Genomic DNA, 17,858 nt, shown 5'->3' with positions numbered 1-17,858 from the left:
CCTAATTTGGGCTAAAGCTGATTTTCTTTAATTCTGCTGATTTTATTGTATGAGGCTACAATTCCCTGAATAAGCGAGGAGCTTAATCCTTGATGTTCCATCTCGTTCAAACCTTGAATAGTACAACCTTTTGGAGTCGTTACTTTGTCAATTTCTTCCTCAGGGTGACTACTGGACTCGATCAGTAAATTTGCGGCACCGCTACAGGTATGCATGGCCAGTTCTTGTGCCTCCTTGGCATCAAAACCCAGTTGAATCGCGCCTTGTGTGGTAGCACGTATCAAGCGCATCCAGAAAGCGATTCCGCTCGCACAGATAACCGTAGCTGCTTGCATTTGATTTTCAGGGATGACCATCGAGTGTCCCATTTGATTGAAAATAGATTTTGCCAATTCCAATTTTGCTTCTCCTTTTTTATTGCTGCAAATACAGGTCATTGACTGGCCCACGGAAATGGCGGTGTTGGGCATGCTCCTGATGATGTGGTGGTTGCTGCCTAAGATTTCTTCCATGTTCTCAATGCTATAGCCTGTAATGGTGGAAATGATCACGTGGTCTTCGGTCAGCAAATCCTTAAAACCATTCAATAGGTCTTCTAGCTGACTGGGCTGAACCGCCAAAATTAGAATGTCCGAATTTTTTACCGCTTCTCGGTTATCCGTGGTTAGACTTACAATATCATGGGCGTCATATTCCCTAATTTCATCCAAGTTGCGTTTGGTCAAATACAAACTGGTGGTTCCTTTGGAATTCAGTATTCCTTTGGCTATGGATAGCCCCAAATTACCTACCCCTATAATGGCTATTTTCATGGCTGCTCTTTCTTCGTTAATGGTTGCTCTTTCTTCGTTAATGGTTGTTCGTTGCTCGTTGATAGGGATTAGTTGAAGGTTAGCTGATTAAGTATTTTGACCTATTTCCTATGTCCTACTGCCTACGTCCTAACTCCATCCTAACAACTCCTAAAACACTCCCGCCTTTAAGTTCAATCCGGCACCTTCTTCTTGCCCAAACAATAAGTTCATATTCTGAACGGCCTGTCCTGAAGCTCCTTTTAACAAATTGTCAATGGCCGAAGTTACCAACAGCGTATCGTTGTGTTTATGTAAATGAATGTGACACTGGTTGGTGTTCACGACCTGCTTTAGGTTGATGGGTTCTTCTGCAATTTGAGTAAAAAGTGCATCGGCATAAAAATCTTCATATAGGGCAATGGCTTCCTCAAGGCTGCCATCATACTTTGTATAGGCCGTTGCCAAAATACCCCGAGTGAAATTTCCCCGATTAGGGAGGAAAAACAACTCTCCACTGTTCTTTTGTAGGGAATGTAAACTTTCGTTGATTTCACCCAAATGCTGATGGGTAAAAGGCTTGTACCAGCTTACATTGTTGTTTCTCCAGCTAAAATGGGAAGTTGACGATGGACTTACTCCGGCACCGGTACTTCCGGTTACTGCATTTACATGTACTTCGTTATGTAGTTTGCTTGCTTTTGCCAAAGGAAGCAAGGCCAATTGAATGGCCGTTGCAAAGCAACCGGGATTGGCAATGTAATTTGCCTTTTCTATTTCTGTTTTTCTTAACTCCGGAAGTCCATAAACATACTGGTTGCCTTGAAAAACCGAATCGTTTTCCAAACGGAACTCATTGCTCAAATCAACAATCTTGGTATTACCTGAAAATTGATGATCTTCTAGAAATCGCCCAGAATTACCATGTCCCAAACAAAGAAAAACTACATCCACCTCAGGATTTACTTTTCCGGTGAATTCCATATCGGTAGTTCCCAAGAGGTCTGGGTGCGCAGTGGTCAGTTTTTTACCTGCTCTGGTCGTGCTGAAAACAAAATCGATTTCCGCTTGCGGATGGTTCAAAAGTATTCTGATCAATTCACCACCCGTATACCCCGAACCACCAATTATTCCTGCCTTAATCATCACTTGGGTTTACGTGGTTATAAATTTTGCCCGAGTTGGAAAGGATTTTAATGAAGCCCTTGGCATCATCTGCAGACCAACCTTTGTTCATTTCCCCGTAGCTGCCAAAGGAGGCATTCATGAGGTCGTGTTTAGAAGAAATTCCGCTTAGTCTAAATTGAAAGGGGTACAACCCAACAAATACATCTCCTGAAACAGTTTTTTGGGTGTCCGTCAAGAAAACTTCGATGTTTCTCATAACAGCATCCAAATAATTTCCTTCATGTAAGAGCATGCCATAGAAATTGCCCTGCTGTTCTTTCTGAAACTGTTGCCATTTGGTCAAGGTGTGCTTTTCCAACAAATGGTGGGCTTTGATAATGATGAGCGATGCAGGAGCTTCAAATCCAACTCTACCTTTTATTCCTATAATGGTATCGCCAACGTGTATATCACGGCCAATGGCAAATTTACTGGCCATGGCATCTAATTTTATGATATTGTTGACGGGAGAATCTTTTTCTCCATCTATAGCCACCAATTCGCCTTTTTCAAAGGTCAATTTTACTTCTTGAGGCTCTTTTTCCTGTAATTGACTAGGATAAGCTGAGTCAGGTAAGGGCTTTTCTGAAGTTAGGGTCTCTTCGCCACCAACAGATGTGCCCCAAAGTCCCCTATTGATAGAGTATTTGGCTTTTTCCCATGAATAGTCAACACCGTTCTCTTGTAGGTACTTAATTTCTTCTTCCCTCGCCAGTTTGTTGTCCCTAATGGGAGTGATAATTTCAATTTCCGGGGCAATGATTTGGAAAATCATATCAAATCTCACCTGATCGTTTCCGGCACCCGTACTACCATGGGCAATATAATTGGCGCCTATTTTTTTAGCGTAGTGAACGATTTCAATAGCCTGTACAATCCTTTCGGCACTTACGGAAAGTGGATAAGTGTTGTTTTTAAGTACATTGCCAAAGATGAGGTATTTTACCACTTTGGTATAAAAGGTCTCCACTGCATCAATGGAAACATAGGAGCTTGCCCCTAGTTCCAATGCTTTTTTCTCAATTTCTGCAATTTCTTCTTTGGAGAATCCCCCGGTGTTTACGCTTACGGCATGTACATCAAATCCTTTTTCTTTTGACAGGTATTTGGCACAATAAGAGGTGTCTAATCCGCCGCTGTAGGCTAAAACTAATTTCTTCATTTTATAATCGCTTTCTAACTTAAATTTTTATTTTTCTGGTTGTTCAATATTTTATTGAACTGATGAATTTTCTTTTCAAAATGGGGATTTACGTAATACCTGTATTTTACTTCGTCCCTTAATTTCCCAAGTTTTTCCAACGCTTCTATCAATACAGGAGATAGTTCTGACAATGGAATCCTTTTCATGCCCAAAAGTTCATTGTTGTGGTGTACCCTTGGTTCCTGCGCAATGGAGATTACAAAGTCAGAGGTGTATTTGGCCGTAAGGTTATGCATTAGTAAGAAACCTAGATTATGGGTCCGGTAATCTGGATGCACCCATAAAGAGGACCGTTCAAAAACAGCATATTTGTCTACCACGTGCTTGTGCGCAAAAATGTGCCCCAGTATTTGCTCGTCTTTCATCAATAGAAAGCACCCGTTCTTGAGTCTGTTTTCCAAAGTTTGTAAACTGGCGTTGTACATGTTTGGATATTTCTCCGTTCTTTTTGAAATCTCTTCCATTTGTTCCGTAGACATTTCGTGGGTAAAAACGACCTCTATGCCGTTTTCCTCACAAAATGTTGAGGCACGCTCTTCTACAGTTTCTATTTTGTCTTTCAAATCGATTTCCATTTTAGAGTACTATTTGTCGCCATTGGTTTTTATTTATTGGTTAGGGTTACAGGCTTATTCCTTGGGGGAAAATAAATAGGCTTACAACCAAAATCTATATCTGGCAGTTAAATTGAAAAAAAATATTTGTTGAAGTTGCGGGAATGGACTCACCTAATCCCATGATAGAAATGCACCCTTACGGGCGACGACGGATGCGAAACGGACGTACCGGAGCACTACTGCTCATTTGAATAAATATGTCTTGTGGTACTTTCATCGTGATTCAAATGTACATGTTTACATTTAAAACACAACAATTCTGTATTAATTATTACGAAAAATTAATTTGAGCTTACCTAATTTAACAATCTCGTAAAGCATAAATCCAAATACGCAAAAATATTCAAGGGTCAATAACCACATATTTTCCTGAAAATCAGCCATGGAATACGCGAAATAACTAAGAGTTGCCGCTGCTGACCAAATTATGGGGAATCGGTATTCGGTAAATAAACATAGCAGAACGGGAAAAATGATGTACCAAGGGTGAACCGTGGGAGTTATAAAGTAATAGAAACTCAATGCCCATAGCATTGAACCGGCCAATACAGGAAGTTTTTCGTTTTTACGGAGAAACGTTAGGGCTAAAATCACTAGAACCGTAAGAACCTGGGTAATGGTGCCGTAGGTTTTAATAAGCTCCCATGGTTTGGCGTCCAATTGAACGGCCGTATACTTGACAAGATTATAAATACCGGCGTTGAATTCAAAGTTAGAAAACCATAATCCTACGGTTTCACTATAGTTGCTGATGAATTCGCTTGAATAAAACGGAATGAACAACAGAATACATATCATTACGATCAGTGTATAGAATAGGGCACTTTTCTTTATGCCGAAATATTTAAGGAAAAGTGGCAGAAAAAGTAAGGGAACCAATTTTACACATATCGAAAAGGCGTACGGTAGGGCGGCTACCATCCACTTCTTTATAGAAATCAGATACAAGGCCCATACAAAAAAGAAGAGCATAACTCCTTCAAAATGTAAATTTCCCGTGAGTTCAATAATCACCAAAGGATTTAGAAAGTACCAAAATATCAGGTGAGGTGATTGGTTAAGGTTCTTTAATAATTTTCTTCCGAAGTAGAGAATACCCAAATCCGCCAAAATAATACTTAGGCGCATGAACAAAATGGAATTGAAAATACTCTGTCCTCCAAAAAATGCGGCAAGAGCAAAAAACAACTGATTCACCGGTGGGTAGTTGCTGTAATGTTTGGCACTCAAGTCTCCCATATTTTGATGGAGTAGTTCTGCATTGGGAATAAGTTTTGAGCTCTGTTCTATTAGAACATCCGGTGATAACAGGTAAGGGTTTTGAAATTGTGAAACGAGATGGCCATCCCAAATGAAACGAAAATAGTCTTGCGAAAGATTGGGTTCTGACATTAAAAAAATCAAGCGGAAAATAACCCCACAGACGGCCAAAAACCTAAGGTTCCATTTTTCAAAGCGAACCAACCTTAGGCATATAAAGAATAAAGCTGCAAAAAGAGTAATGAGCTTTACAAAATCCGTTCGAATTAATTGATAGGCAAAAACATAATAGAAAATGCAGCTTAGCAAAGCAAGCAAGATGGGTATCTTATGTAGTTTCCAGTATCGTATTAAAGGGTTGGACATCAAAAGCTGAGTTTGGTTGCAACCGAAAAAATACTAAAAATAGATGAAATTGCTTATCAAATTTTTTAGCACCCTAAATCTTTTGCAATTAAGCTCTGGCCGTCAAAGACTTGGTAAAAACAAAACCGAAACCAAGGAATAACATGAAGTGAAATGGAAACAAACCAAAATCATTTAACGGAATGGCACTGTACATGCCAAATAGGAAATAGCACATTAACAAGGCCTCAAAAATCATGTTAGGAGAGAGCTTTTTGGTTAGGTATTTATTGCCTTTCCATGAATCCGTTAGGTTGTTCAAATTGAATTTTGGGGTACGCACAAATTCACTTCTCTTGCCAATATGGCCTTCTAAAACAGCAATGGAATTATGCAATGAAAAGCCCAATGCAACGGAGAAAAAGGTAAAGAATAGCTTGATGTAGTCTACAAAATTATCAAAGCTACTGCCCTGTATGCTTTTGTAGGTAAACCAATAACAAATAAATAAGATTATAGTACTAAGTACGAAAAAGCTCAAAAGGTTAAAAACAATATCGAATTGCGGATATAGTGCTTTAATGTACATTGCAGGGATACTCAATATAGAAACCAAGAACACACATAGGAACATTGAACTGTTTAATAAGTGCATGACACCATGAAATTTGGTCTTGAACGAAATGTTTTTGGCGCTAATGACGCTCATGACGGATTTTCTGAAATTTTCCGCACCGCCTTTGTTCCAGCGGAACTGTTGCGAACGAGCTGCACTGATAACCACAGGAAGTTCTGCAGGAGTTTCTACATCTTCCAGATACTTGAATTTCCAATTTTTCAATTGCGCGCGGTAGCTCAAATCAAGGTCTTCGGTCAAGGTATCACCTTCCCAGTTACCGGCATCAAGTATGCATTCTTTTCTCCAAATACCGGCGGTACCGTTGAAGTTGATAAAATGGCCTTTAGCATTCCTGCCTACTTGCTCCAAAGTAAAGTGGGCGTCCAAGGCAAAAGCTTGAATTCTTGTAAGGGTTGAGTACTCACGGTTAATATGCCCCCAACGAGTTTGGACCACGCCAATTTCGGGATCTTTAAAATAAATGACCGTTTTTTTAAGCCAGTCGCCAGAAGGCATAAAATCGGCATCAAAAATGGCAATGAATTCTCCTTTGGCAATTTCCAGTCCTTCTTTTAAAGCACCTGCTTTGAAGCCCTTTCTGTTGGTTCTTCTAATATGCTTTATATCAAGTCCCGATTTTTTAAGCTCCTCTACCTTGGCAGCGGTTTCTACCACCGATTCGTCTGTAGAATCATCGAGTACTTGAATTTCAAGTTTACTTTTTGGGTATTCAATTTTTGAAATATTTTCCAAAAGTCTACCCATAACATACTCTTCGTTATACACGGGAAGTTGTATGGTAACATGCGGAATTTCCTTTGCATCTAGGAGATTGAATTTTGGAGCCGTCTGGTTTTGTCTCTTGTGGCCCAAATAGTTGACCAGTAGATTCAATTGTGCCAAGCTGTAGAAAAATATCAATAAAAGCGCAACGCTATAGATGGCTAAGATGATATAAGAGATGACTAATCCCATAGACTTATTTTATGCTGTATTTGAAAATCCAACCTAATATTTTTATGCCCGCAAATATACTACCTTTTACGGTTCCTGATACTTTAGAGACACCAATTCTTTTTTTGTAACGTACTGGTACTTCGGTATATGCCAATTTCTTTTTAAGTGCCTTTAGCTGCATTTCCACTGTCCAACCATAAGTTTTGTCTTCCATGTTCAAAGACAATAACTTAGGGTAAGTTATAGCCCTAAACGGACCTAAATCGGTAAATGTTGCCCCAAAAAGCAATTTCATTAAAAATGTAGCCAGCCAATTACCAAAAATTTGCTGTGGAGTCATGCTTCCTTCTTCTCTAAGTCGTTTAACTCGTGCTCCAATTACAAAGTCTAAATTTTGTAATAATATGGGTTCCACCAATTTAGTCAATTCCTCTGGATAGTCTGAATAGTCTCCGTCGAGAAATACGATAATATCGGGTGTTTTGGATTGCGACGCCACATAATCCATTCCTTTTAAGCAAGCATAACCATACCCCTTTCTTTTTTCCGATAAAACGGTAGCGCCTGCAGCTTTAGCATTGGCTTCTGTTTTATCCGAAGAGTTGTTGTTTACCACAATAACTTCGGAAACTATTTCCGGAATTTCTTTTATCACCTCTTGGATTGATTCTGCTTCATTAAAAGCAGGTATAATTACTTTTATGTCCGGTGGATTTTGAAAATTGTGATCCATTAATTTAAATCTGCAAGATTGTTGTCCCTTTTGAAGCTGGCAAAGCTAAACCATTCCTTAATTTTTTGGCCGTTCTTGTATTTTTCCGCGGACGTTAGTTTTTGGTTCTTGTATTTTAAACAGTAGCCGTTCTTCTTACCGTTCATTAATTGGCATTTGTGATTGATATGCCCGGCTTGATCATAGAATAACCACCATTTATATTTCTTTCCTTCTGCGTAGTGACCTTCCTTTACTAATTGCCCGTCCTCATTAAAAAACTTCCAATATTTGGTTTTTTTATTGTTTTCATAATGACCTTCTGAAGCTATTTTTCCATTCTGGAAATAGTTTTTCCAATAATTGGTTTTTAAACCATTTGACGACCAGCCTTCCGATTTTATTTCTCCCGAAGCAAAAAAGGTTCTGGTGTAGATGGCGTCAGAAGAACTCTGAAATGAACAAACCAGGAAAAACGATATCCCAATAAATAAAACCTTCTTAAACATGATTATTTATTTTCATTTACCAATTGCATTAGGTCAACATCATTGCCCAAAAGAACATCTTGGCTGTTGATTCTACCTTTGGCAGGGCCATTCTCCAATTTAAGCACGCCACGAGGGCACACCGCAGAACAGATACCGCAGCCCACACAACTGGAGCGAACGATATTTTGTCCTTTTTGTGCGTAGGCTCTAACATCAATACCCATTTCACAATAGGTGGAACAATTACCGCATGATATACATTGTCCACCATTGGTGGTTATTCTAAATTTTGAAAAAAGGCGTTGTTGAAAGCCCAGGATGGCGGCCATGGGACAACCAAAGCGGCACCATACCCTATTTCCAAAAATGGGATAGAATCCGGTTCCGATCACACCCGAAAAAATACTTCCTATTAAAAAGGAATAGGTTTTTCTCAAGGCTTCAGATTTAAATAGAAACACATTGCCATCTCCACTGAAAAAATGTATACCGATTAAGGCAATTATGATTACAAAATAACCAATAGCCCCGTAGGTGGCATCTTTTTTCAGTTGCTCTCTTTTGTATATCATCACCCAAGCGAAAATGGCCGTTAAAAAAGTGGCTACACCTATTAAGAAAGTTGTTTTTGTTAACCAGTATTTGCTGGTGTCGTTACCTAGGTAGGAATAAATTACGGCCGTGGTCATAAGGGTTACGAACACTACTACACTGTGTACGACCCACCTTTCGACCCGCCAAGCAAAAAGACTTTTATCACTTAGTTGCCTAAAGGAGTCTCCTGCCGTTTCTGCTAATCCGCCGCAGCCACAAACCCATGAGCAATACCAACGTTTCCCGTACTTATAGGTGAGAATGGGTGTGATGACAAAGATGGAAAGAATTCCAAAAATCAATAGTGCCAGGCCAATATCGCCTGCATCGATAAAACTATTCACCCGATAGCGTTCAAAATTATAATAATTAAGGGGCCAAATATTCTTTAGATCGTAATAGGGTAGGGAAAAGCCTTCTCCATTTAGTCTTGCCATTAATTCAGGAATCAAAAAAGCGAAAGCGGTCTGAAAGAACATAACGCTAATGGTGCGCAGCCTTTCATAGGCGTTATGGCGGTACTTGTACAAAAACTTGATTCCGAATGCAAGAATGGCCACCGTGTAAAGCGTGCCATAAACAAACCATTGGCTGGCAGGGTTGCCACTCAATAATTTGCTCAAGGGGTCAAAAAGAGCAATAAGGCCGGTGTTATCTCCCTCTTTTGTAAGGCCCAAGTACTGTGGATAAAAATAAAGTACAATGTAAAAACCTGTGAGCGCAATACCTGCAATCCAGCCCCAAAAACCACGACTTGAAATGGATTTGAACATAACCCCGTCGTTTTTAATGCCAGGTTGTGTATTCGCATATGCGGCATAGGAGAACCAAACAATACCTCCGCTAATCGCCAGTAATGAAAGGGTAAGCCAAAGGGCTCGGTTCTCGAAATTGATATTCATAAGAGCTAGAACCAAGATACCCATTCCGGTCATACCGAATAGGGTGGCAAGTTTCTGTTGTAAGTTCAGGGCCTTTGGAGGTTCGCCTGTTAAGGCCATACTTCTATCTGCTGTATTGTTCATAATGCAATTTGTAAGTGTTTGGTTTTAGGCGCCAAGGCTTAAAATTCTTTTCCAGCTCTTTTTCTTGGTTTGGATGTGACTTCCTGTGTCGGTATTATATTTAGCTACGATAAGATTTTCGTAAGCTTTGTAGAACTCAGGGTCAAAATTGGCATCCTTTAGGTGTTCTAATACATAGTCCGCACTACACTCTTCGGTCAGCCAACGGTCAAATACTTCATGACGCATTCTTATGCCAAAGGTATTTAAACCCAAAAATTTACCGGTGTCGGCGTGGTAGGCCATGGTAATGCATACTTTTTCTTCTGGATGCCGCCAATGAAAGTGCTTTTCATACTCTTTTTTATTACGTTCACTAAATACCCAACCATAGGTTTGGTACTCTACATCTAAAAACTTGGCGGAGTTGAACCAGTGACCGGGATTGTATTTGGTCTTATTTCCGCAAATGGTTTGGGCAACAGTTTCGCCCATCATTCTACCGGTATACCAAACTGCCTCTATAGGTCTGCGGTTTCCAATAGCTTCATGCTGTTCGGCACAGTCACCGATCGCAAAAATATTCGGGAAATTGGTCTCTAAAAATCTGTTCACTTTGATGCCCTTGCCCAATTCAATTCCAGAATCTTTAAGGAAATTGATATTGGGGGTAACACCTGCGGTAAGACCTACCATCTGACAATCGATAACCTCGCCGGTCTCTTTAATAGTGATGGCTTCGACCTTTCCGTTTTCGTCGCCATGTATTTCACCTAGGTTCATGCCCAACCGAAGGTCGATATGATGCTCTTTAATATGTTCATTGATCAATTGCGATTCGCCGTTGGGTAAAACACCGTTCCAAAAACTGCTTTCCCTAACAATAAAGGTGACAGGTATTTCTCTTGAACGAAGCATTTCGCATAGTTCGATGCCTATAAGGCCTCCCCCGACTACCACCGCCCTTTTACACACTTTGTTATTAGGGGCGTTTGCCTCCAGAGCATCTAAATCCTGTTTGGATACCAATCCTTGAACACCTTTTAAATCTTGCCCTGGCCATCCGAATTTATTGGGTTTCGATCCCGTTGCTAAGATCAATTGATCATAGGGTATTTCTTGTCCATTTTGCAGTTGTAGCAATTGTTCTTTTGGATTCACTTTTTCCACATACCCTTTTATAAGATTGATTCTGTTTTTCTTCCAAAACCAATTTTCATAAGGTTGGGTATGTTCAAATTTCATGTGTCCCATATAGACGTACATCAAAGCTGTTCTAGAGAAGAAATAATCCGTCTCGGCAGAAATGATTGTAATTTCTTTGTCCGATAACTTTCTAATGTGTCTGGCTGCCGTAACCCCGGCAATACCATTTCCTATAATGACTATTTTCTCCATCGCTATTTGATGTATTTTATTTGGTTTGAGTCGGAAACAATTCAAAATCTTACCACAGAAATCTAATTTGTAGATTTTTTAAATAAGGATATAATTGTGTGTTTTCTGTTATAGAATTGTGATAAGTTACGTTTTTATTTGCTGTGAAAATGAAAATTTAGGGTCGTATATGCTATAGCAAAGAAGATTACTTTTTTAAGGAATTTCTGACCTATATGAGACCATAGGTAGACTTTATAAAATCTTCACAACTCACTAAGAATCATTTTCAAAACTTAATTCTAACCCCTTAAATCTTGAAGATGAAAAAACAGAAAGCAAATTTTTTAGTAGGTATTGTCCCAATTATAGCAATGGTGATTTTGACTCCATCTCTAAATGCCCAGGGCCTTATTGACGGATTCTACAGCCCAAAGGGAGATATATCCATTACGGCCTCATATACCGGAACTTCCTATGATGAATTTTATGTTGGCGAAGAAAAAACAGGGCCTGTTCCTGCTCATGAGAAAATAACCCAAAATATTTTTGGTCTTTATGGGAAATATGGATTGAGCGATTCCTTTACAGTAATTGTCAATGCCCCATACATTTCAGCTAAGGGTGAGGGTGCTCCTGACCCAATAAGTGGAAATACAGAGGAATCTGGCTTTCAGGATTTTTCCATAGCGGCAAAATACAGGCCTTTTAGTGCTTCTTTTGCAGGAGGCCGATTGGATGGAATTACCGCCCTTGGTTTTGATATTCCAACTGGATATGAATCCAACAGTATTCTCGCTATCGGTAATGGGGCCTTTAAAACGAATTTACACCTAGGCGGACATTTATTTTTAACAAAGGATTTTTTACGACCGTTGTTCTCGGTTATAGTCTTAGAGGAAAGACCGATGATGATTTTAACGTAAACAATGGAGTAGATTATGATGTCCCCAATGGCTTTTTGGGAAGCTTTAAATTAGGATATGCATCTGCTAAATTTTATGGAGAAGCTTGGTTGGACCATCAATCTACTTCTTCTGATGGGGTAGATATCATGGGGCCAGGTTTTGCAGGTAATTTCCCTGAAACAAAAGTAGACTATACTCGTTTTGGGTTTTCTGCCTATGTTCCTGTGGTCTCGGGATTAGGGTTGAGTGCAGGCTACGGAACAGTCTTAAATGGTAGAAATATTGGGGATACCAACTTTTTCAATGTAGGGTTTACATACTCTTTTAGTACGCTTTCCCCTATGAGAATGGCTCAATAGTGTTAGTTGATGCTGTGCCCTTGTATTTGTTTGTGATACAAGGGCTTTTTCCCTCCTTTGGTCGAATTGTCCTGTTCACAGGTAAGATTGCGAAAAATGTTACGACCCATTGAAAACTAAACCAATACATATGAAAAACTTTATTCTTTTTCTTCTGATGAGTATTTCCTTCTCCAATTATGGTCAAGGTACTTTGGATCAATTTTTTCATAGGTCCAACGCCTTTTTTCAAGCACATGTAAAAGAGGGTAGGGTGGACTATCAGAATATTAAACGCAATACCACAGATTTAAAAGAGATATTAAATCTGGCCAAGGAAGTTAGGGTAGGCGTTGAAAATCCAAAGGAATATAAATCCTTTTGGATCAATACATACAATTTATTGGTGATAGCGGGTATTGTAGAAAACTATCCGGTTAAGTCCCCCTTGGATATTAATGGGTTTTTTGATGAGACCATACATGAGGTGGGAGGCCAAAAACGTACCTTAAATGAGATTGAGAATGTTTTATTACGTGCCAAATTTCCAAACGAGCCCAGGTTCCATTTTGTTTTGGTCTGTGCCGGTTTAGGATGTCCGCCCATAATTGCAAATGCCTATACCCCCCAAAACTTGGAGCAACAACTGCAAAAGCAAACTGAGAGGGCCTTAAATGACGAAGCGTTTATCCGAATCAATAAAAACAAGGTCAAAATTTCCCAAATATTTGAATGGTACACGGAAGATTTTACCAGGGATGGTCAAACCCTGCAAGGGTTTATAGACAGCTATAGAACGGAAAAATTGCCTAAAAATGCCAAGTTGTCCTACTATCCGTATGACTGGACGTTGAATAAAACAAATTAAATATTCCAAATAAACCAAAGTTGTATGAAAAATAATCTTAACAAAATCTTGGTCCCCATTATTTTGTTGGGGTGTCTTATTGCCTATTCGCAAGAAGATGAAAATGGTGATAGGCAGCCTAAAAGCAATATTCAAACCTATACACCCTCCAAACTTTTAAAAAAAGGACAATGGGATATTAAGTTTTTCAATGGTCTGTATACGCAGACAAAACAAACTTTAGAGGGTAGTGAAAAAGTAGATATACCACGGCAAACCTTTTTTACAAATACCACCGAAATTTATACTGGGATAAGCAATAGTTCAAGAATTAATGTTGGTTTTGTCTTTCAGGTAAGGGCCAATACCTACAATGGGGCTAAAGCCTTGGAGGCTTTTAAATTTGAGGACAATGAAACGGATGCGCGTAGTGGTCTAACCACTATTGCCCCTTCCATTAGAGTGCAACCATTTGCCAATATTGGAAATTTCTCCTTTACAAGCTCTGTTTTCATTCCGGTTTTTAAAGATGTCGCCAGTGCTCCTTACTTGGACAAACGAAGTTATTTTTGGGAAACCAAGTTCTTTTACGACAAAACATTTGGCAACAATAAATGGCAATTATTTACAGAAGCCGATTTGGGCTTCAATTTTGGAGAAAAGAGGGCCTCTGCCAATGCCTCGGAAGATAATATTGGCGAACGATTTGCCAATAATAGTATGGTGGTTCCCCTGAGTGTTTTTCTAAGCTATTTTCCTTCGGATAAATCTACCGTTTTTATCAATGCCCAGCAGTCATTTTTTATAGGATATGATAATCCGGATGCTAATGGTAATAATTTTTCTCAGAATTATACGGCTTTGGGGTTTGGTGGGAAATATCAACTGACCAAGGCTCTTAATGTTGAGGTTTCCTATAACAATTTTGTGAGAGGGCATAGTTTTCAAGGCTTGGGAGAGACCTATAGTTTTGGCTTAAGAGCGTTATTTTAAGCAAGTAATTAGAAATACTGTATTTTAGGGGCCTTGATTTAAGGTTTATGAGACTACTTGGCCTATTATTTCTATGCTTTTTGCAGTTTTCGTGTTCCAGCCAAAGTGCTGAAAAAATCAACGGGATCAGTTTTGTGGCCTCTAGGGAAGAGGTGGCACAATCCCATGTGCAAGAAGTGCTGAATATCCATGCCAACCATGCGGCCATTATGCCCTTTGGGTTTATAAGGAATGCGGAAGAACCTGAAATTATTTTCGATACCGATCGGCAGTGGCATGGCGAAACCCGTAAAGGAGCCAAGCAGTATATTGAAATGCTGCATAAAAATGGGGTCAAAGTAATGTTGAAGCCTCAAATTTGGATTTGGAGAGGATTGTTTACCGGTTCTTTTGAATTGGAATCGGAGAAAGACTGGCAGGTTTTTGAGGAATCTTACGAACGGTTTATCCTCAATTATGCGGAACTAGCTGCCGAAGCAGAAGTAGATATCTTTTGCATAGGAACGGAGCTGGAAAAGTTTGTGACCATCAGGTCGGATTTTTGGTCCAAGCTAATTCCAAAAATCAAGAATGTATACAAGGGTAAACTCACTTATGCAGCCAATTGGGATGAATATAAGAGAACCCCATTCTGGAAGGAATTGGATTTTATTGGTATAGACGCCTATTTTCCATTATGTGAGCATGAAACACCAACCGTTGCCCAATGTAGGGAAGGATGGCAGAGACACAAACCTGAAATTAAAGCTTTAGCTGAAGAAATGGAACGCCCTGTGCTTTTTACGGAATTTGGTTATAGGAGCACTCATCAAACCGCTTGGAAACCGTGGTTGGTAGACCGTCACGAAAACCCCGTGAATATGGAGGGGCAAGCCAATGCTACCACCGCTATTTTTGAGGAGTTTTGGCCAGAAGAATGGTTCGCTGGGGGGTACGTTTGGAAATGGTTCATAAATCATAAAGAATCCGGAGGTGCCACTGACAATAGATTTACGCCGCAAAACAAGCCGGCACAAAATGTGATCAAATCATTTTATGGGGAATATCAACAGAAATAGTCTGATTTCTATCTTTTTTGTTCTTGTTTTAGTTTCCTGTTCAACGGATATGGACAATCGGGAGTCCAATTTACAAGAATCCTTAAATGGGGATTCCGTGGTTCTGGAAAATGTTATTGCCTGTGCCGCCAGCAATGAAAATGATGACATGGTGAGTGTATTTTTCTATCCTCGGGAGGGTGCAACCAATTTTAGGTATTTTGAAACTGAAAATGCCACGGCAGACAAGAATGATTTTAGTAATTATTACGAATTACATTTAGCGGTTGCCGATGTTTTTAATGGATATTTAGCAAAGTTTGAAGTGGCCTTTATGGAAGAAAAATGGGTGGTGGTCACTTTTGAGGAAGCGGGGAAGACCCATGTTTCCAACCCAATTAGAATAAAGCATAAAACCAAACCAACGGAGTATCTTCCAGAGAATATCCGTATTGATTCCGAAATGCCTCAAATGCCTCAATTCACTTGGGAAGATGGTGCCTACACAGATTCGGCCATATATTTTCAGGTCATTTCAAATGCCGATAGAGATCTTATTTCCGGAACTTATACGTACGAGAAACTGTTTCAGTTTTATGAACTGGAAAATGTGGTGCTTAATATTACCAAGGGAACACCATCGGCATTGAAGGAGAACTCCTCTTATAATTTCACCTTATTATCAGTAAGTGAAGACAATTGGGTAAATCAATTTTCCGAAGTTTCTTTCATTGTAAATAAATAAAATTAAGGAGGGGAATTTTGCTCTTATGCCCTATCTTAGTTGAAAGGGAGTATGGCTTTAAGATTTGTACCTTTTTTAATTCTGTATAGTTTCTGTTCTGGCCTTTGGGCCCAAGAACATGTTGTTGACACCGTTAAGATAGAAGGCAATAAAAGGACCAAAACCACCTTTTTGAGAAACCTTCTAAAAGTCGATTCTGGAACTTACTTAGATTCGCTTCTTATACAGGATGACGTAACGCGACTCATCAGGCTTCCATCTATTTCCAATACCACTTTTAAGGTGGAACAAACAAAGGATGACGGTTATATGGTCATTTACAAGGTAGAGGAGAACTTTACGTTAATACCCTTCGCCAATCTTTTTGCTTCCTCCAATGATAAATTTGCCTTTAGGATAGGGGTTCAGGAATTCAATACTTTTGGAAGAAATATTACGGTAGGGGCCTTCTATCAACACGATATCTTCAATTCTTACGGTCTGTCACTACGAGCACCTCACCTTTTTGGTCCTAAGTGGGGCGTTGCTGTGGCTTATAACGACTTTTCTACCCAAGAACCCGTTTTCTTTGATAATGCTACTGCAAATTATAAATATGGAAATAAAGGGATTGAGGTGATGGGCCTTCATGAGTTCAACTTTAAAAATAGAATTGAATTAGGGGGGAGTTTCTTTACGGAGGATTACCAATATTTATCCGGAGCCACCAATCCAAATGTACCGCAGGAATTAAATGTAGACAAACATTTGCTGAAACTCATTTATCAGTATGACAATGTTAGGTACCATTACCAATACTTGAAGGGGTTTAAAAGCAGTCTCAACTTTCAATATGTAGGAAGTACGGATAATAACCTACCGGAGTTTTTAATTGGTTTTAATGATTTTGTCTATTATGAAAGATGGGGAGATAGGGGAAATTGGGCCAGTAGGGCCAGATTGGGTCTGGCGAGCAATATTGAAACCCCGTTTGCACCCTTTACCGTAGACAATAATCTCAACATGAGAGGGGTTGGAAACCGAATTGACCGGGGTACGGCGGCCATTGTCCTAAATACGGAATATAGGCATACCCTAATCGATGTCAACTGGTTTGTGTTACAGGGAAACTTTTTTGTGGATGCAGGTACTTGGAGAAACCCTGGTGGCGATTTTGGTGATTTTACGGATTCTGAAAATTTACGTGTCTATCCCGGGGTAGGCCTTCGCTTAATGCATAAGCGTATTTTTAATGCAATCTTTAGAATTGATTATGGCTATGGTATAACCAAAGATGCTTCTAATGGAATTGTTTTTGGGATTGGTCAATATTTCTGATGACTACTTGTTCCAGAATTGATCAAATTCCGCTTCAAAGCTTAAGGTCTTTAAATCGGTCATTCGGTCAATAAACAGAATACCGTTAAGATGATCCATCTCATGTTGCGCCACAATGGCCGGAAAACCTGTTAGTTGTTCCCTGTAGAGATTTCCACGAGAATCCACGCCACTAAGCTCAATATGTTCTGCCCGTTTTAATTGTCCACGTATTCCCGGAATGGAAAGGCATCCTTCCCAACTGTCCAAAGTGTCATTGGAGAGAATTCTAATTTCCGGATTAATGATGGTAACCAAAGGATAAGATTCTCTACCAGGATATCTGGAGTTATCTGTTACCTCCATTGCAAAAACCCTTTTTAATACCCCTACTTGCGGAGCCGCTATGCCCACTCCGTTCTTCTCGCGCATGGTGTTTACCATTTCCTTAAGGAACGTTTGAAATTCATCTGAGCAAATGTCTGTCTCAACTACCTTTTTGCAAACCGTTCTTAGGCCTGGGTTGCCCATTTTAAGTACTTCAAGCGTGGTCATT

18 protein-coding genes are annotated in these 17,858 nt (G+C 39.6%); 7 read left to right on the top strand and 11 right to left on the bottom strand.

What is annotated here, in order from left to right; all coding sequences use genetic code 11:
• Positions 1 to 11: 11 nt before the first annotated feature.
• The 10 genes from proC to BIZ36_RS10820 all read right to left on the bottom strand — a co-directional run bounded on the left by proC (position 12) and on the right by BIZ36_RS10820 (position 11,159).
• Positions 12 to 812: a pyrroline-5-carboxylate reductase gene (proC, locus tag BIZ36_RS10865; protein WP_187457930.1), complete on the bottom strand. Its 801-nt coding sequence runs from the start codon at positions 810 to 812 to the stop codon at positions 12 to 14.
• 150 nt (positions 813 to 962) lie between these two features.
• Positions 963 to 1,937, bottom strand: coding sequence for an N-acetyl-gamma-glutamyl-phosphate reductase (gene argC, locus BIZ36_RS10860; RefSeq protein WP_187457929.1), 975 nt, complete (start codon positions 1,935 to 1,937; stop codon positions 963 to 965).
• A complete protein-coding gene (gene argG, locus BIZ36_RS10855) occupies positions 1,930 to 3,120 on the bottom strand; it encodes an argininosuccinate synthase (RefSeq protein WP_187457928.1) in 1,191 nt (396 codons plus the stop codon). Before argG ends, argC begins: the two co-directional genes overlap by 8 nt.
• A 14-nt stretch (positions 3,121 to 3,134) precedes the next feature.
• Positions 3,135 to 3,737 carry a GNAT family N-acetyltransferase gene (locus BIZ36_RS10850; protein ID WP_187457927.1) on the bottom strand — a complete coding sequence of 201 codons (603 nt, stop codon included), beginning with the start codon at positions 3,735 to 3,737 and terminating at the stop codon, positions 3,135 to 3,137.
• A gap of 306 nt (positions 3,738 to 4,043) precedes the next feature.
• Positions 4,044 to 5,405 carry an MptA/MptB family glycosyltransferase gene (locus BIZ36_RS10845; protein WP_187457926.1) on the bottom strand — a complete coding sequence of 454 codons (1,362 nt, stop codon included), beginning with the start codon at positions 5,403 to 5,405 and terminating at the stop codon, positions 4,044 to 4,046.
• Between the two features lie 88 nt (positions 5,406 to 5,493).
• Entirely contained in the window at positions 5,494 to 6,978 is a 1,485-nt protein-coding gene (locus BIZ36_RS10840) for a cellulose synthase family protein (RefSeq protein ID WP_187457925.1), read from the bottom strand.
• Positions 6,979 to 6,982: 4 nt separating this feature from the next.
• Positions 6,983 to 7,693, bottom strand: a complete 711-nt coding sequence (locus BIZ36_RS10835) for a glycosyltransferase family 2 protein (RefSeq protein WP_187457924.1) — start codon at positions 7,691 to 7,693, stop codon at positions 6,983 to 6,985.
• Entirely contained in the window at positions 7,693 to 8,181 is a 489-nt protein-coding gene (locus BIZ36_RS10830; RefSeq protein ID WP_187457923.1) for a toxin-antitoxin system YwqK family antitoxin, read from the bottom strand. The genes BIZ36_RS10835 and BIZ36_RS10830 overlap by 1 nt, the downstream gene beginning before the upstream one ends.
• A 2-nt stretch (positions 8,182 to 8,183) precedes the next feature.
• Positions 8,184 to 9,782 carry a 4Fe-4S binding protein gene (locus tag BIZ36_RS10825; RefSeq protein WP_187457922.1) on the bottom strand — a complete coding sequence of 533 codons (1,599 nt, stop codon included), beginning with the start codon at positions 9,780 to 9,782 and terminating at the stop codon, positions 8,184 to 8,186.
• A 24-nt stretch (positions 9,783 to 9,806) separates the two neighbouring features.
• Complete coding sequence (locus BIZ36_RS10820; RefSeq protein ID WP_187457921.1) at positions 9,807 to 11,159, bottom strand: NAD(P)/FAD-dependent oxidoreductase; 1,353 nt, start codon at positions 11,157 to 11,159, stop codon at positions 9,807 to 9,809.
• A gap of 302 nt (positions 11,160 to 11,461) precedes the next feature.
• Between BIZ36_RS10820 and BIZ36_RS10815 the strand changes: the two genes are divergently transcribed.
• The 7 genes from BIZ36_RS10815 to BIZ36_RS10785 all read left to right on the top strand — a co-directional run bounded on the left by BIZ36_RS10815 (position 11,462) and on the right by BIZ36_RS10785 (position 17,323).
• Positions 11,462 to 12,064: a hypothetical protein gene (locus BIZ36_RS10815; protein WP_187457920.1), complete on the top strand. Its 603-nt coding sequence runs from the start codon at positions 11,462 to 11,464 to the stop codon at positions 12,062 to 12,064.
• 35 nt (positions 12,065 to 12,099) lie between these two features.
• Positions 12,100 to 12,405 carry a hypothetical protein gene (locus tag BIZ36_RS10810; protein ID WP_187457919.1) on the top strand — a complete coding sequence of 102 codons (306 nt, stop codon included), beginning with the start codon at positions 12,100 to 12,102 and terminating at the stop codon, positions 12,403 to 12,405.
• 130 nt (positions 12,406 to 12,535) lie between these two features.
• Positions 12,536 to 13,252, top strand: a complete 717-nt coding sequence (locus BIZ36_RS10805) for a DUF547 domain-containing protein (protein ID WP_187457918.1) — start codon at positions 12,536 to 12,538, stop codon at positions 13,250 to 13,252.
• A 24-nt stretch (positions 13,253 to 13,276) separates the two neighbouring features.
• Positions 13,277 to 14,224, top strand: a complete 948-nt coding sequence (locus BIZ36_RS10800) for a hypothetical protein (protein WP_187457917.1) — start codon at positions 13,277 to 13,279, stop codon at positions 14,222 to 14,224.
• A 47-nt stretch (positions 14,225 to 14,271) separates the two neighbouring features.
• A complete protein-coding gene (locus tag BIZ36_RS10795) occupies positions 14,272 to 15,282 on the top strand; it encodes a glycoside hydrolase family 113 (RefSeq protein WP_187457916.1) in 1,011 nt (336 codons plus the stop codon).
• Complete coding sequence (locus tag BIZ36_RS10790; protein ID WP_187457915.1) at positions 15,260 to 16,006, top strand: hypothetical protein; 747 nt, start codon at positions 15,260 to 15,262, stop codon at positions 16,004 to 16,006. Before BIZ36_RS10795 ends, BIZ36_RS10790 begins: the two co-directional genes overlap by 23 nt.
• Positions 16,007 to 16,057: 51 nt before the next feature.
• A complete protein-coding gene (locus tag BIZ36_RS10785) occupies positions 16,058 to 17,323 on the top strand; it encodes a BamA/TamA family outer membrane protein (RefSeq protein ID WP_187457914.1) in 1,266 nt (421 codons plus the stop codon).
• 3 nt (positions 17,324 to 17,326) lie between these two features.
• On the opposite strand, the gene def is transcribed toward BIZ36_RS10785, so the two are convergent.
• Positions 17,327 to 17,857, bottom strand: a complete 531-nt coding sequence (gene def / locus BIZ36_RS10780; RefSeq protein WP_187457913.1) for a peptide deformylase — start codon at positions 17,855 to 17,857, stop codon at positions 17,327 to 17,329.
• Position 17,858: the final 1 nt, after the last annotated feature.

The sequence above is a fragment of the Cytophaga sp. FL35 genome, assembly GCF_014349235.1.
GTDB lineage: Bacteria > Bacteroidota > Bacteroidia > Flavobacteriales > Flavobacteriaceae > Euzebyella.
The sequence above is the reverse complement of the archived record's forward strand: the minus strand, read 5'-3'. Positions and strand labels throughout refer to the sequence as shown.

Bases quoted from the DNA above. Each gene is read 5' to 3' on its own strand.
- BIZ36_RS10850 (WP_187457927.1), bottom strand. From the start codon at position 3,737: ATGGAAATCGATTTGAAAGACAAAATAGAAACTGTAGAAGAGCGTGCC.
- argC (WP_187457929.1), bottom strand. From the start codon at position 1,937: ATGATTAAGGCAGGAATAATTGGTGGTTCGGGGTATACGGGTGGTGAA.
- BIZ36_RS10825 (WP_187457922.1), bottom strand. From the start codon at position 9,782: ATGAACAATACAGCAGATAGAAGTATGGCCTTAACAGGCGAACCTCCA.
- BIZ36_RS10820 (WP_187457921.1), bottom strand. From the start codon at position 11,159: ATGGAGAAAATAGTCATTATAGGAAATGGTATTGCCGGGGTTACGGCA.
- BIZ36_RS10795 (WP_187457916.1), top strand. From the start codon at position 14,272: ATGAGACTACTTGGCCTATTATTTCTATGCTTTTTGCAGTTTTCGTGT.
- BIZ36_RS10840 (WP_187457925.1), bottom strand. From the start codon at position 6,978: ATGGGATTAGTCATCTCTTATATCATCTTAGCCATCTATAGCGTTGCG.
- def (WP_187457913.1), bottom strand. From the start codon at position 17,857: ATGACCACGCTTGAAGTACTTAAAATGGGCAACCCAGGCCTAAGAACG.
- BIZ36_RS10805 (WP_187457918.1), top strand. From the start codon at position 12,536: ATGAAAAACTTTATTCTTTTTCTTCTGATGAGTATTTCCTTCTCCAAT.
- BIZ36_RS10830 (WP_187457923.1), bottom strand. From the start codon at position 8,181: ATGTTTAAGAAGGTTTTATTTATTGGGATATCGTTTTTCCTGGTTTGT.
- BIZ36_RS10815 (WP_187457920.1), top strand. From the start codon at position 11,462: ATGAAAAAACAGAAAGCAAATTTTTTAGTAGGTATTGTCCCAATTATA.
- BIZ36_RS10800 (WP_187457917.1), top strand. From the start codon at position 13,277: ATGAAAAATAATCTTAACAAAATCTTGGTCCCCATTATTTTGTTGGGG.
- BIZ36_RS10790 (WP_187457915.1), top strand. From the start codon at position 15,260: ATGGGGAATATCAACAGAAATAGTCTGATTTCTATCTTTTTTGTTCTT.
- proC (WP_187457930.1), bottom strand. From the start codon at position 812: ATGAAAATAGCCATTATAGGGGTAGGTAATTTGGGGCTATCCATAGCC.
- BIZ36_RS10785 (WP_187457914.1), top strand. From the start codon at position 16,058: ATGGCTTTAAGATTTGTACCTTTTTTAATTCTGTATAGTTTCTGTTCT.
- BIZ36_RS10835 (WP_187457924.1), bottom strand. From the start codon at position 7,693: ATGGATCACAATTTTCAAAATCCACCGGACATAAAAGTAATTATACCT.
- BIZ36_RS10845 (WP_187457926.1), bottom strand. From the start codon at position 5,405: ATGTCCAACCCTTTAATACGATACTGGAAACTACATAAGATACCCATC.
- argG (WP_187457928.1), bottom strand. From the start codon at position 3,120: ATGAAGAAATTAGTTTTAGCCTACAGCGGCGGATTAGACACCTCTTAT.